We start from the raw sequence: 14125 nt of genomic DNA, 5'->3' as shown, positions 1-14125 counted from the left end.
GGGCGCCTTGCTGATCAACAAACGTTGCAACGCAAATCCTCTGGCCAATCCGGTACTGCTGGCTGTTGCCGCACTGGTGATCACACTGTGGGCGACAGAAACGCCTTACCGCACCTATTTCGAAGGGGCCCAGTTCGTCCATTTCCTGCTCGGTCCCGCTACGGTCGCCCTTGCCATCCCGCTCTATGCCCAGCTCGGTCGACTGAAGCGCATGGCGGTTCCCTTGCTCGTCGCCTTGCTGGCTGGCTCCATAACCGCGGCGTGTTCCGCGGTGTTGATCGGCCATCTGCTTGGCGCGAGCGAGGCTACGCTGTTTTCGCTGGCGCCGAAATCGGTGACCACGCCGATTGCCATGGGCATCGCCGAGCGCCTCGGCGGCCTGCCCTCGCTGACTGCCGTGCTGGTCATCCTCACGGGGATTCTTGGTGCTGTCGGCGCACAGGGGCTCTACGCCGTGCTCCGAATCAAAGACCCCGCGATACGTGGTTTCGCACTGGGCACCGCGTCGCATGGCATCGGGACCGCACGCGCCTTTCAGGTCAGCGAACAGACTGGCGCTTTCTCAGCATTGGCGATGGGGCTCAACGGCTTGGTAACGGCCCTCCTGTTGCCGGGGCTGGTGCCGCCGCAGTTGCGCTGGCTGGGCTGAGAAACTGGAAAACAGCGCATCGATAATTCCGATTGCAAACTATCGGAGACTGCGCAGCAAAAGCATCGTAGCCATCGGCGCCGATTCGGGAAATCCTGTGAGATTCCCCTGTCATTGACAGGGGAATGGAGACCAAGCATACTGAAGCCCATGTTCTTGTATTTCTGCAGTTTTTCTGCTGAAAGTCTGCAAGCTTATGAGCCATCCTGTCGATGTACTCGTTTTCCCATCCTAGCGCCGGCCAGCGGCGGCGCTTTCTGCTCGTGGGTGGAAGCTACGTCGTACTGTGGATAGCCATCTGGCACACCGCCGGACTGCTTGATCAGAATTCCGTCAGTCTGTGGTATCTGCCGGCAGGACTGCGCTTTTGCTGCCTGCTGCTGTTTGGCTGGCGCGGGCTGCTGCTGGAATTGCTGGCGAATATGGCGTGCGGCCTGCTGCAGATTCCGATTCCAACGGATCTTCCTGCTGCGTTTCTTTCGGCCCAGCCGCACTGGCTGATCTATGGCTGGTTTGCTCCGGTATTTGCTTACGCGGTGGTACTACTGCCTTGGCGCCGCTTGAAGCACGATGCGCTGGATTTCGCCCGGCCGGCTGACGTTGCCTTGTTCATCCTTGCCGCCTTGGCAGCGAGCACGCTGGCCGCGTCGGCCGGCACGTTTCGGCTGGCCCATGTAGGTTTCATACCACAGGCACAGTGGCCAGAAGTCCTGGCCAACTGGCTGATCGGCGATTTCATCGGCATCATCGTGCTTGCGCCCTTCCTGATGGTGAGGGTCTGGCCCGGACTCCAGCATTATCTGCAAACAGGTCACTGGGCGCATTTTCGAAAACCGAGAAACGGAAACGGCGATTCCGATCTGCATACGGTACTGATCGCGGTGTCAGCGTTGCTGCTGGTGTTCGGTATTCCCTGGAGTTGGGGTTTGAACACGCACTTCCCGCTCATTGCGCTGTTGCTGTTGTTGCCGCTGGCTGGTCTGGCCTTGCGCCACGGTCTGCGTAGCGCGGTGCTGGCCGCGGCGCTGCTCGATTGCGGGCTGGTCATGCTGATCGCGTTGTACGGCCAGTTCGGCCTTGCGCTGCAGTATCAGATTGTAATGATCGCCATCGCTCTGGTGGGATTGTGGCTCGGCGGAGCGGTGGACGCGCACAAGCGGATCACGCTGCGTTACCGGGATTTTGCCAGCATCTCCAATGACCTGCTTTGGGAGGCCGATGCCGCGGGTCGCCTGAGCGAAGCGAGCGGGCGACTGGCACAGGATGCCGCTCTGTCGCCGGGCCAATACTGGCGCGACTTGCTGAGTGCGAGTTCACAACCACAACTGATGGCGCTTGAACATGCACTGTCTGAACAACAACTGTTTCATCATCAGGAAGTCTTGCTGAAAGGTGCTGGAGATTCTCCGATCTGGGTCAAGATCAACGGACTGCCGTTGCGGGATGACTCGGGTCGTTTGACGGGATATCGCGGAACCGCCGTCGATATCACCCGTTCTCGGCGGGCAGAAGCGGTGCTGCACAATTACAACGAAGAACTGCTGAGGGAGGTGGCCGAACGCACCCGGGAACTGGCCCAGAGCAATAGCGAGCTGGCAACCAAGGAACTTCACCTTCAGGTGTTGCTGGCGGCGGCTCCGGTGGGCGTGCTGGAACTCGACGACGCCCAGTGCTGCCGCTTCATCAACGTCAATGGCTGCGCCATGATCGGTTATGCACAGGAGGAGGCCCAAGGTCGGCCAGTCCTGGACTTTGTGCTTCCCGACGACCACGACTACGTTGAATTCGTTCTGAAAATTAATCGCCAGAACGATGCGGTGCACTGGCTTGAGTTTCGGCTGGCGCGCACCGGGCTGCGCTGCTCGGCGCACTGCCTGAACCTTGGCGGATCCGATAAACCCGATCAGCCCATGAGCGGCATGATCATGGTCCTGACCAATGCCACGGCGCGCAGCCAGCAGGATGAGCGACTGTGGACTCTGGCTCACTACGACGCCCTGACCGATTTGCCCAACCGCATCCTCTTCTGGGATCGGGTCGAACAGGCCTTGCGTCACGCCAAACGCCTCGATAGCGGTGCGGCCATGCTGTGGATTGATCTCGATGGTTTCAAGGGCGTAAACGATCATCTCGGCCATGCAGTGGGTGATGCTCTGTTGCAGCAGGTAGCACAGCGGCTGAAGGGCCGGATCCGTGACAGTGACACCCTGGCGCGGATGGGTGGCGATGAATTTGCCGTCATCATGCCGGGAATCACGGCGTCCGAGAGTGCATCGCACGTCGCCACCGAGCTGGTCGCCAGCCTGGCCGAGCCGTTTGATCTGCCGCAGGGAACGGCGCATATCTCGGGCAGTATCGGGGTCGGACTGTATCCGCAACATGCCGACAGCGTCGAATCATTGACGCAATGTGCCGATATGGCGATGTACTCAGCCAAGACTTCCGGCAAGAATCAGGTGCAGGTCTGGAAGGATTGATGAACATTGCTCTACTGAGTGGGATCTCGAACGAGATATCGACTCTCAAATGGCAATGAAGATCAGCCTGATTGACGTCAACTCAAGACTTGGCAGTATCTGCGGCGCGTTTCTACTGACTTTCATCGCGTCCGCCAATGCCGAGGATTTTCCGGCACTCAACGGCTCGATCGTACTTGAACTGAATAACAGAACGACGTGGGTGGGACCGAAGCATACACAACGCAATGACCTGTTCCTGTTTGCCGAAGCGAATACCGCGCTTCAGTTGACCGAAAACTGGCTCGTCCGTGCCATCGTCACGCTCGAACCATTGGCCGACCCCTATCCCGACAAGAACAGGGCCTTCGAGAACGAGGACGTGCGCTGGAAAGATGTCTTCATTCAATACGACAACGGCGTCGCCGGGTTTCGTGGTGGCCGGATTACGGCTGACTTCGGCTTCGCCTGGTACGGCGCGCCCGGACTCGAAGCCACGACGTTGGCGGAAGATTATGCCGTCTGGGACAGAATGGGTGCATCAGGCTGGTATCGGCTGCAGAGCGATACCTTTGGCTCGACTACGGTCAGCGCTTCAATGTACTCGCTGGACACCTCGCTGTTTTCCGCCTCGTGGCTGAACACCCGCCAGCAAAAAACGGCGTCCCGGGGTGGCCCAAGCAATACCGACTCGCCGACGTCGTTCGCCGTTGCGCTCTATGGCACCGACATTCCAAAGCTGCCGGGTCTTTCGTGGCAACTGGCCCTGCTGCGCCAACAAGTTGACTTCGTTACCGATAGCAGCGGGCAGCGCGTTTACTCGGTCGCCGATGAAAAAGGCGCTTCCGCCAACCTTCAGCAGCGAATCGCATTCGATAACGGAATTGACTCGACGACGGTCGGCGAAGTGGTCTATTTGAAGGACAAAGGTGGCATACCCGGGGCTTCGGGGCGCTATCTTATCGTTGGTGAAACCCTTAGATACGGGCGCTGGCGCGCGCAGACTGCGCTGACAACCCGATGGCTGGATGGAGCATCCGCTGACTCTTCCCGAGACAGGCTTTTTGCGTTGACTGCCGGATACGACTTTACGGACCGCTGGTCGTGTGATGCCGTATGGCGGCAAGCCAGAGTATTCGGCGAGACGGCAGACAGCGTCAGGGTTCGGCTCAGATATCAGCTTCCGTTCTAAACGCACTGCCCCCGAGTTCTCTCTGTGAGGGTCGTGTACTCAAACGAAGCAATTGCCTTCCGAGCTCCGCCTGATGCCGCCCGGTAACTGAGAATCCCGGCACCGTCCGTTCGGCCCATCCCCCGCGACTGAAATCGCACATCAGTTGTAACAGTAGCGTCACACAGAATAAACATAATCGCTTACCTCGTTTTTACATTGGGGTGTGCGGCACGCGGCGTTATCGGCAGGCCGGTGGTCCTCCTTCTCTCTAAGGCACGAAAAAGAATGAATATTCGCCAACGGATTATCCTGCTGATCGCTCTGACCTTCGGCGCAATTGCCGCTATCGGCGGATTCGCGATTCTGCAATCCCGCAATAACGCTGTTGCCGTCAGAGCGGTGACGGAAGGTGTGGTACCGAGCGCCCTTGCGGCAGGCGATCTGGTTGCGAGCATCAAGGACGTGCAACTGACTGCGATCTCGATGGTTTCGGCAGCGGATGACAATGCAGCAGGGCGAGCCGCCGAGATTCTGAAACAGTTGCAGGCTCAGATCGCGCAATCCGTGGATCTGCAGAGCCAGGCGGCCGATAGCGATGCGCAGCGCGGGCTGATCGCTCAGACTCAGGAGAGCTTGAAGAACTATTTCAAGTCGATTGACGATACGACTCGATTCAAACTCGCCGGGCAAAAAGAGATGGCCGAGGCGTTCCTGTTCGCGAATGTGGCGGAATACCAGACTGAATTGAGCGGGATCGTCGAGACCTTGCGCATTGAGAAGAACCGGAGCAAGGATGCGGCGATTCTGAGCTTGAACGACAAGCTGGGGCAGGTTGTTCGAGGGATTTCGTTGGTTACGCTTGTTGCGGTTCTTGTCCTGGGCTCGGTTGGCTCTTTCTTGTACCTCAGGATCACCCGGCCTCTCAAGCAGATGCAGGATGCGATCGAAACGATCAGGACGAATCTCGATTTGACGCACCGAATTCCGGTAGCAGGCAATAGCGAGATTGATCGGGTCGCGGCGAGCGTGAACTCGCTGTTTGAGGAGTTTCAGTCCGTTGTCAAGGGCGTTCAGGAGGCCGGCAACGCGGTTTCGATGACGTCGGATCAGATATTGCAGACCGTTGTGCATTTGCTGACTTCGATCGAGATACAGAACGAAGCCACTTCGGCCATGGCGGCATCGGTTCAGGAAATGGCGGTCAGCGTTGCCCATGTCTCGGATTCGTCCGCTGTGGCGCAGGGGATTGCGCAAGGGTCCCTGGAAAAGTCAAAGGACGGCGCAGAAACGATTGAAAGAACCGTCATCCAAATGGTGGTCATGGCCGAGGAAGTGAACCTCACGTCGCAGGCGATGAAGGAATTGGGAAGACGATCGATCGAAATCGGTGGGATCACTGGAACGATCAAGAAGATTGCTGAGCTGACCAACTTGCTGGCGCTCAACGCCGCCATTGAGGCCGCACGAGCCGGAGAGCATGGGCTTGGATTCGCCGTCGTTGCCGATGAGGTGAGGAAACTGGCGGAGCGAACCGCGCGTGCGACAAGAGAAATCGAGGCGGTTATTGGTGCCGTTCAGAATGAAACAAAGAGCGCTGTTGATGACATGCACCAAATGGCGAGCCGGGTCGTCGCGAACGCTGGCGAAGCCCGCCATGCCGGCGAGTCGATCATGCAGATTCGCAACGAATCGAAGCATGTCGTCGAGGTGTCTTCCGAAATTGCGACGGCACTGAAAGAGCAAAGTTCGGCGACGGAACTGTTTGCCATTCAAATCGAAAAAATCGCCTCAATGAGCGAGAAAAACACGGCGGTAACGGGCGAGGTGAAAGAAGTATCTGGGGACGTCAAGCGTTTGTCATCGGAGCTGTATCGATTGGTTGCGCGGTTCCAGGTCTAGAGGTGCAGGGTTGAAGCCCATCGACCGATTGCCGCTCCTGGGCGTAGCGTCGAAGTTGGCGAGAGCAATCCAGAACCACGACTCGGGCGCAAACCGATGTGGCTCTGGTGTTGCATGGCGATGACGATCTCTCGCGATCGCATGTTTGAAAGGAAAGCATGACGCAAACCCGCCGTCTGCGCAGCCTGATGATCTGGAGTGTGGTCTGCGCCAACATCGCGGTGTTTCTGCTTTCCGGCTACTCGCTATATCGAAGCCGCCTGCAATACGAAAGTCGTGCCGAAACGCTTACGCAGAATGCCGCCAGCGCTGCAGCGAAGAACGTCGCCAACAATATCGACAAGATCGATCTTGCCTTGCGTACCGTGGCCGATGAACTCGAACGACAAACCGCCGGAAGAGGAATCGACGATAAGGCCATGGCAAGTTTCCTGGCCAAACAGGAATTGCGCTTGCCAGAAGTCGAAGCATTTCGCGTGGTTAATGCCAATGGTCTTGTCGTACTTGGTGATGTATTCGGCCGAGAGACTGATGGAAAATGGACTGAGCACGACAGTTTCCACTACCACCGAGACCATGCCGACAATCAAATGCGGGTCGCGACCCCGCTTATTGATCACAGCACAAACTTGTACGTTCTCGATTTTACGCGGCGCTATGAGAGCAAGGATGGCAGTTTCGCGGGTATCGTGGCCGCTACCGTCGTCGTCGACAATATCACGCTGCTCCTGTCGGGGTTTGACCTCGGGACCCACGGAACAATCTATCTTCGGGATGCCTCGCTCGCATTGATTGCCCGCTTTCCGCCGATTCCAAACAAGTCCATGGGCCAGATCGGGAACCGGCTGGTTTCCGAAACGGCGCGCAAGTCGATTGCGACCGGCGAGCGGTCGGCCACGTATCGCGCGGCTGCCGCGGATGGCTTCGAGCGCATTTATTCTTTCAAACGAATCGAACGGACGTCGATGCTTATCGGGGCGGGAATGGCCCGCGAGGACTATCTGGCGGGCTGGACCGAAGAAGCGTACAAGACCTTGGCTACCGCCGTCCTGTTTCTATTGCTCTCGCAACTGTTCGCCGCAGCGTTTCTGCGATTGCTGAACGCAATGGGGCGCGAGAGCACCCGAAACGAGATGTACCTGCAGTCTGCCAGCGACGGCGTTCAAATCTGGAATGCCAAGGAGAACAGGATTGTTGAAGTCAATAATCGCCTGTGTGAAGTTCTCGGCTACACGCGCGACGAACTGCTGGCACTACAGTTTGGCGAGTGGGCCGTCGGCTGGACGGCCGAGGTGCTGAATGGCAGGAAATTGCCCGAAATGCTGGCTGCGTCCACGCCTGCTACCATCGAGATGCGGTTGCGCCGGAAGGATGGCGCGCTGGTTGACGTCGAGGTCAGTATCAGCAATTTCTATCTCGAAGACGTTCAATACGTTTACGCCTCGTATCGAGACATCCGCGAGCGCAAACAGGCAGAGCAAAGGATCTTGTCTCTGGCGCATTTCGACCCACTGACCCATCTTCCAAATCGTCGTTTGTTGATCGACCGACTCAGTCAGGCGTTGCTCGCCAGCGAGCGTAGTCTCGAGTACGGAGCCATGATGATTCTGGATCTCGACAATTTCAAAGCCATCAACGACACACAGGGTCACGATGTTGGCGACCGCCTGCTGGTCGAGGTCGCCCGTCTCGTTTCAGCCTGCGTGCGGAAAGAGGACACGGTGGCCCGTCTCGGGGGTGATGAATATGTTGTGTTGGTCGAGAATCTGGGACGAAGTGAAGCGTTGGCGTCGAACCAAACGGAGCAGATTGCGGAGAAGATTCGCAACGCACTCAACCAGGCGTACCGGACCACGCCAGATGGCCAGCCCTACCAAAGCACGGCCAGCATCGGTATGACGCTGTTCCTCGGCCAATCGGATTCGACCGACGATCTTCTGAAGCAGGCCGATGTGGCGCTCTACCAAGCGAAGGGGGCCGGGCGCAATGCCATACGCTTCTTTGAATCCAGAATGCAGGAACTCATCGAAGCGCGCCTGTTGATGGAAGCGGCCTTGCGCCAGGGTTTGCAACAAGGCGAGCTTCATCTGTTCTATCAGCCGCAGGTCGATCATGAACAGCGGCTTATCGGAGCCGAAGCATTACTGAGGTGGCTGCCGCCCGACAAGGCTCCCGTATCACCGATGGAGTTCATCCCGTTGGCGGAAGCGACCGGCCTCATCATTCCGATCGGCCTTTGGGTCATGCAAACGGCTTGCGCTCAGTTGAACGAATGGTCGAAGAACGCGGCGATGTGCCACCTGAAGCTTGCGATCAACGTCAGCGCTCGCCAATTCCGCCAGCCCGATTTCGTCGAACAGTTGCGCGAGAGTCTTGAGCGCTCAGGGGCCAACCCCAGCTTGTTGAAGCTCGAATTGACAGAAAGCGTCGTTCTGGAAGACCTTGAAGATGTCATCAATCGGATGCTGCAGATCAAGGCACTCGGAGTGACCTTCTCGCTGGACGATTTCGGAACGGGCTTTTCTTCCCTGTCCTACCTCAAGCGTTTGCCGCTGGATCAGGTGAAGATCGATCAGTCATTTGTCCGCGACGTTGCGACTGATGCAAACGATGCGGCTATCGTACGCGCGATCATCGCGATGAGTCGCTCTCTCGGCATGGAAGTGATCGCCGAGGGAGTGGAAACGAATGAGCAGTTGACGTTCTTGAGCGTCAGTGGTTGCCCGAATTATCAAGGATATCTTTTCAGTCGACCTCTGCCGCCTGCGCAGTTCGAAACGTTTGTCGAGCAGGCTTTACGAATCTGACTGAAAAAGCACGACAAATCCGGTGAATCACCAGTGCGGGACTGCGCCTGCAAGCGCCTTCAACTCGGCTCTGGCTCGCTTGCACTCCGGGTACATCTGTTCAACGATTCGCCAGAATCGCGCACCGTGGTTCATTTCGCGTAGATGGGCGAGTTCATGCGCCACAACGTAGTCGATTACGTCCTCGGAAAAGTGAATCAGCCGCCAGTTCAGCCGAATGCCCGTCTTAAGACTGCAACTGCCCCAACGCGTGCGTGCAGACGACAGGGCCAGCGGCGGCGCGGGGACGTCGAGCCGTGCGGCAAAGTGCTGCAGGCGTTGGGAAAACAGCAGGCGCGCCTTTTCGCGCAAGGCTTTTTCAAGTTGTGGCGCGGCATCCTTCGGCGAGCGCAGGCAAAGCGTGAGCACTGGATCCGCCAGTTCGTTCCATACGGCGCGGTTATTGCCCGTCGCAATACGGATCTGTAGATTCTTGCCGAGCATCGGCACTTGCACGCCGTCGACAATCGCCAGGGGTTCGGGGCGTAGCCGGCTTCGCCATTCATCAAGTTTCTGGATTACCCAGTCGCCATGGCGATGAATCAGCGACTCGACTTCATTCAGCGACGCTCGAGGGGGTGCGCCCACGCGCAGGCCGCGCTGGTCGATCGTCAGACCAATGGTGCGTCGTTTGGCGCGGCGTAGCACATAAGGAACGATTCGGTCACCGAGCGCAATTCTTCGCGGCGTTTCATTTTGCGCCAGCGGTTTTTCGCTGGACCGGAATAGATCAGCCTGCCACGGCACAGGCGGTATCCGGGTAGCGGTGTGGCGATAGTCGCCGCATTTCGCCTTCGATCCACTGCTCGGCCAGCGTGGTGATTTCAGCAGCTGTTTTGCCGGCCGGGTCAATGGCCGGGCCGATGCTGACGGTGATCAGTCCGGGATGTTTGACGAAGGCGTTCCTCGCCCAGAACTCGCCGGCATTGTGCGCCACCGGAACGGCTGGAGCGCCCGCGCTGACCGCCAAGTGCGCGCCACCGGGCTTGAAGCGGCGTTTCGCTCCGGGGGCAATACGTGTCCCTTCCGGAAATATCACAACCCAGTACCCGGCCTTGAGTCGATCGCGGCCCTGATCGATGACCTGGCGTAGCGCGTCAGTGCCAGCACTGCGGTCGATCGAGATCATCTTGACGGCGGCGAATGCCCAGCCAAGGAACGGAATCATGAGCAGTGACTTTTTCAGGACAAAGACCAGCGGCGGAAAGATGGCCTGCAGGCCGACCGTCTCCCAGGCTGACTGATGTTTGGAAAGAATGACCGAAGGCGTTGCCGGGATATTTTCTTTGCCGATGACCTGATAACGCAGCCCAAGTACGTACCTGCACAAGGCCATGAAGCCGGCGCGCCAGAGAGCAATGAGTTGAAAACGGCATGCGATTGGCAAGACGACGGCCAGAGTGACGAGCAGACCGAAGGGGGCGGTAATCAGTATGGCGAGCAGCAGAAACAGGGTGGAACGAAGAAACGCGATCATGATTTCAGAATGTGTTCGACCGCTTCGGAAAGATCGGCAAAGACCAGCGTGCCTTCCGGCAAGGTGTCCTCCCGCTGGGTGATCAATCCTTTTCCGGTGAGCACCAGTATCGGCCTGGCGCCGAGTTGCGAGGCCGGGTTCAGGTCGCGCAGGGCATCACCGACGACGTAGGCTTTGCTCAGGTCGGCGTTAAAGCACGCACCGATGCGTTCGAACATGCCCGTCTTGGGCTTGCGGCATTTGCATTTCGAATCGGCCGTATGCGGGCAATAGAATATGGCATTGATGCGCCCACCGGCGTCCTGCACGGCATGGTGCATCTTGTCATGAATGGCATTGAGCGTGTCCATGTCGAACAGGCCGCGACCGATGCCTGACTGGTTGGAGGCGACCACGACACGGTAGCCGTCATGCGACAGTCTGGCGATGGCCTCCAGGCTGCCCGGAATGGGTCTCCACTCCGACGGCGACTTTATGAATTGGTCCGAGTCGTAATTGATGACGCCGTCGCGATCGAGGATAACGAGTTTCATACGCTCAGTTTCGAAATGTCGGCAACTGCATTGAGTTGGTCGAATAATGCCTTGAGTAGACCAAGACGATTGGCCCGTACACTGGAATCATCAACGTTGACCATCACCTTGTCAAAGAAATGATCGACCTCGACACGAACCGAGGCCAGCGCCTGGAGGGCGTCGGCATACGCTTCATTGTCGACGTGTGATTCGACCACCGGGGATATCTCCTGAACCCGTTGGTAAAGTGCCTTCTCGGCATCTTCCTGCAGCAGGGCTGAATCGGGTTTGGAAAATCTTTCACCACCGGCAGATTCGGCTTTCTTCAGGATGTTTCCGATACGCTTGTTGGCCGCAGCCAGCGCCAACGCCTCGGGCAGTGCCTGGAAGGAGCGCACGGCGTCGAGTCGGGCCGGAACGAGATCGATCCGCGTCGGGCGCTGCACCAGTACGGCTTCGATTACATCCTGCGCGTAACCCGCGTCCCTGAGCAGACCGCGAAGACGATCAAGCATGAAGTCCTCAAGACCCGGAGGAAGGCCGTCGGTCAGCAACAGTTGGCCGGGCTCGAAGCCGGAAGCAGCATCGGCGAGAAGCTCCCGTAAATCGAGGGGCAATGGTGATTCCATCAGGATGCGCAGGATACCAAGCGCGGCACGGCGCAGTCCGAAGGGGTCCTTGTCGCCGGTCGGGATCTGGCCAATTCCGAAGAAACCCGCCAGGGCATCGAGCTTGTCAGCCAGCGCGGTGGCGCAGGCAATGCTGCCTTGCGGCAACACATCGCCGGCAAAGCGCGGCTGATAGTGGCTCTCGACGGCGTCGGCAACGCGCGCGTCCTCGCCATCGTGAAGCGCGTAATAGCGGCCCATGGTGCCCTGCAACTCTGGGAACTCGCCAACCATGTCGGTGACTAGGTCGGCCTTGGCCAGTCGCGCCGCGCGCGCGGCAAGGGAGGCGTTTGCGCCGAGGCTTATGCCAATCTTCCGGGCCAAGCCTTCGAGGCGATCGACGCGTTGCAGCACCGACCCGAGCTTGTTGTGGTAGACGACGCTGTTCAGACGGTCAAGGCGCGAAGCCAACGAATGCTTGCGGTCCTGATTGTAAAAGAAGCGGGCATCCGACAGGCGGGGACGAACCACACGCGCATTGCCGCTGATGATGTTCGTCGGATCATCGACCTGCATGTTGGAGACGATCAGGAATTTGTTCAGCAGCTTGCCCGCGCTATCGAGCAGCGGAAAGTACTTCTGGTTTTGCTGCATGGTCAGAATCAGGCATTCCTGCGGAACCTCAAGGTAGTCGGCCTCGAATTCTCCTACGTAGACCACCGGCCATTCGACCAGCGAGGTGACTTCATCGAGCAGGCCTTCAGCCGGATTCAGGCGCGCGTTCAGTTCGGCGGCTTTGACGTCGAGCTGCGCGGCAATCGACGCGCGCCGTTCGGCGAACGAGGCGATGACCTTTCCGGCTTCAAGCTTCGCTGCGTACTCTTCGGGGTTCTCAATGACGATATCGCCGGAAGAAAGGAAGCGGTGTCCCAGTGTCTTGTTGCCACTCGTGAGTCCAAGCACCGTGCCCGGAACGACGCGCGTTCCGTGCAGCATGATCAGGCTGTGAACCGGGCGTACGAACTGGTCTTCCGAATCGCCCCAGCGCATGACCTTCTGGATCGGCAGTTTTTTGAGCGCCTGCGTGACGATACCAGCGAGCACTGCGTCGAGATCAACACCCTTGACCGTTGCCTTATAGAACAGCGCCTGAGCTTTGCCGTCCATGCGCGTCTCAAATTTGGCGATTTCGGAAACCGGGATGCCTGATGCTTCAAGCTTCTTGCGCAGCGCTTGTGTCGGTTGACCGTTTGCGTCGAGTGCGACGGAGACAGGCATGAGTTTCATTTCTTCGACGCGGTCAGCTGCGGTCGTCTCGACTTCACGAACCGAGACCGCCAGTCTACGCGGTGTAGCGAACCACGATACGTTTGCCGGCACCCTCTGGCTGAGCTGGCAGCGCACCAATCCGTTAAATATTTCGTCCTTAAAAACTTCGCCGAGATGTGACAAGGCCTTCGGCGGCAGTTCTTCGGTACGCAGCTCGATCAGCACACTGTTGCTCATATCGCCTCCACAGCAGCAGTTGCCTTGCACATCGGGAACCCCAGGGCTTCGCGCGAGTTGTAGTAGGACTGCGCGACTTCGCGTGCCAAGGCGCGAACGCGGCCAATGTAGGCGGCGCGTTCGGTGACCGAAATCGCGCCACGGGCGTCGAGCAGGTTGAAACAGTGCGAGCATTTCATGACTTGCTCGAATGCGGGAAGCGCCAGATCCAGCCCCATCAGCCGCTTGGCTTCGGATTCGTGGTCGCTGAAGTGGCGGAAAAGCATTTCGATATTCGAATGCTCGAAGTTGTATTTTGACTGCTCGACCTCGTTCTGGTGGTAAACGTCACCATAGGTCACGCGGTACCCCGGCCCTTCGGCCCAGGTCAGGTCAAAGACGTTTTCAACGCCCTGCAGGTACATCGCCAGCCGTTCGATGCCGTAGGTGATTTCACCGAGCACCGGTTTGCAGGCGAGCGAGCCGACTTCCTGGAAGTAGGTGAATTGCGTCACTTCCATACCGTCCAGCCAGACTTCCCAGCCCAGGCCCCAGGCGCCGAGCGTGGGCGATTCCCAGTCGTCCTCGACGAAGCGGATGTCATGTTCCTTGAGGTCGATGCCCAGTGCTTCGAGCGACTGCAGGTAGAGCTCCTGAATATTCGATGGCGAGGGCTTCAGGACGACCTGGTACTGGTAGTAGTGCTGCAGACGGTTCGGGTTTTCACCGTAGCGGCCATCCTTCGGGCGGCGTGATGGCTGCACGTAGGCGGCATTCCACGGTTCCGGGCCGATGGCGCGAAGGAATGTGGCGGTGTGAAAGGTGCCGGCGCCGACTTCGATATCGTAGGGCTGGAGCAGTGCGCACCCCTGTTTGTCCCAGAAATTCTGGAGACGCAGAATGACTTCCTGAAAAGTTGGCATGAAGGACTTCGTGTTCGCTGAGCAAAGGTCGATCTTACTTTGTTTTGCGCCTGACTTGAAGGCGCTTCGACACTTTTGCGGGGTGTTGGAGAG

General features: G+C 58.3%; 10 protein-coding genes. 5 read left to right on the top strand and 5 right to left on the bottom strand.

From position 1 onward, the window contains the following. The 5 genes from PROAA_RS18395 to PROAA_RS18375 all read left to right on the top strand — a co-directional run. Positions 1-649 (top strand): LrgB family protein (locus tag PROAA_RS18395; protein WP_186412740.1); only part of this gene is annotated, 649 nt, incomplete at its 5' end. Between the two features lie 212 nt (positions 650-861). Beyond that, positions 862-3126 (top strand): diguanylate cyclase domain-containing protein, encoded by a 2265-nt coding sequence (locus PROAA_RS18390; protein ID WP_186412739.1) that lies wholly within the window; start codon positions 862-864, stop codon positions 3124-3126. Between the two features lie 49 nt (positions 3127-3175). Then, entirely contained in the window at positions 3176-4297 is a 1122-nt protein-coding gene (locus PROAA_RS18385) for a hypothetical protein (protein WP_186412738.1), read from the top strand. 267 nt (positions 4298-4564) lie between these two features. Beyond that, on the top strand, positions 4565-6178 hold the full coding sequence (locus PROAA_RS18380; RefSeq protein ID WP_186412737.1) for a methyl-accepting chemotaxis protein: 1614 nt from the start codon (positions 4565-4567) through the stop codon (positions 6176-6178). A 158-nt stretch (positions 6179-6336) separates the two neighbouring features. Further along, complete coding sequence (locus PROAA_RS18375) at positions 6337-8985, top strand: bifunctional diguanylate cyclase/phosphodiesterase (protein WP_186412736.1); 2649 nt, start codon at positions 6337-6339, stop codon at positions 8983-8985. 27 nt (positions 8986-9012) lie between these two features. On the opposite strand, the gene PROAA_RS18370 is transcribed toward PROAA_RS18375, so the two are convergent. From PROAA_RS18370 to glyQ, 5 genes are read right to left on the bottom strand one after another with little or no spacing between them, the layout of a single operon-like run. Further along, entirely contained in the window at positions 9013-9771 is a 759-nt protein-coding gene (locus tag PROAA_RS18370) for a M48 family metallopeptidase (RefSeq protein WP_186412735.1), read from the bottom strand. Further along, a complete protein-coding gene (locus PROAA_RS18365; protein WP_186412744.1) occupies positions 9755-10498 on the bottom strand; it encodes a lysophospholipid acyltransferase family protein in 744 nt (247 codons plus the stop codon). The genes PROAA_RS18370 and PROAA_RS18365 overlap by 17 nt, the downstream gene beginning before the upstream one ends. Continuing rightward, a complete protein-coding gene (gene gmhB / locus PROAA_RS18360; RefSeq protein ID WP_186412734.1) occupies positions 10498-11034 on the bottom strand; it encodes a D-glycero-beta-D-manno-heptose 1,7-bisphosphate 7-phosphatase in 537 nt (178 codons plus the stop codon). Before gmhB ends, PROAA_RS18365 begins: the two co-directional genes overlap by 1 nt. Further along, positions 11031-13130, bottom strand: coding sequence for a glycine--tRNA ligase subunit beta (gene glyS / locus PROAA_RS18355; protein WP_186412733.1), 2100 nt, complete (start codon positions 13128-13130; stop codon positions 11031-11033). Before glyS ends, gmhB begins: the two co-directional genes overlap by 4 nt. Continuing rightward, complete coding sequence (gene glyQ, locus PROAA_RS18350; RefSeq protein ID WP_186412732.1) at positions 13127-14032, bottom strand: glycine--tRNA ligase subunit alpha; 906 nt, start codon at positions 14030-14032, stop codon at positions 13127-13129. Before glyQ ends, glyS begins: the two co-directional genes overlap by 4 nt. Positions 14033-14125 lie beyond the last annotated feature (93 nt).

Origin of the sequence: Candidatus Propionivibrio aalborgensis (genome assembly GCF_900089945.1) — a bacterium.
Taxonomy (GTDB): domain Bacteria; phylum Pseudomonadota; class Gammaproteobacteria; order Burkholderiales; family Rhodocyclaceae; genus Propionivibrio; species Propionivibrio aalborgensis.
Note: the sequence above shows the minus strand (reverse complement) of the source record. Positions and strands in the feature narration are given on the sequence as shown.

Bases quoted from the DNA above. Each gene is read 5' to 3' on its own strand.
- PROAA_RS18390 (WP_186412739.1), top strand. From the start codon at position 862: ATGTACTCGTTTTCCCATCCTAGCGCCGGCCAGCGGCGGCGCTTTCTG.
- PROAA_RS18385 (WP_186412738.1), top strand. From the start codon at position 3,176: ATGGCAATGAAGATCAGCCTGATTGACGTCAACTCAAGACTTGGCAGT.
- PROAA_RS18380 (WP_186412737.1), top strand. From the start codon at position 4,565: ATGAATATTCGCCAACGGATTATCCTGCTGATCGCTCTGACCTTCGGC.
- PROAA_RS18375 (WP_186412736.1), top strand. From the start codon at position 6,337: ATGACGCAAACCCGCCGTCTGCGCAGCCTGATGATCTGGAGTGTGGTC.
- gmhB (WP_186412734.1), bottom strand. From the start codon at position 11,034: ATGAAACTCGTTATCCTCGATCGCGACGGCGTCATCAATTACGACTCG.
- glyS (WP_186412733.1), bottom strand. From the start codon at position 13,130: ATGAGCAACAGTGTGCTGATCGAGCTGCGTACCGAAGAACTGCCGCCG.
- glyQ (WP_186412732.1), bottom strand. From the start codon at position 14,032: ATGCCAACTTTTCAGGAAGTCATTCTGCGTCTCCAGAATTTCTGGGAC.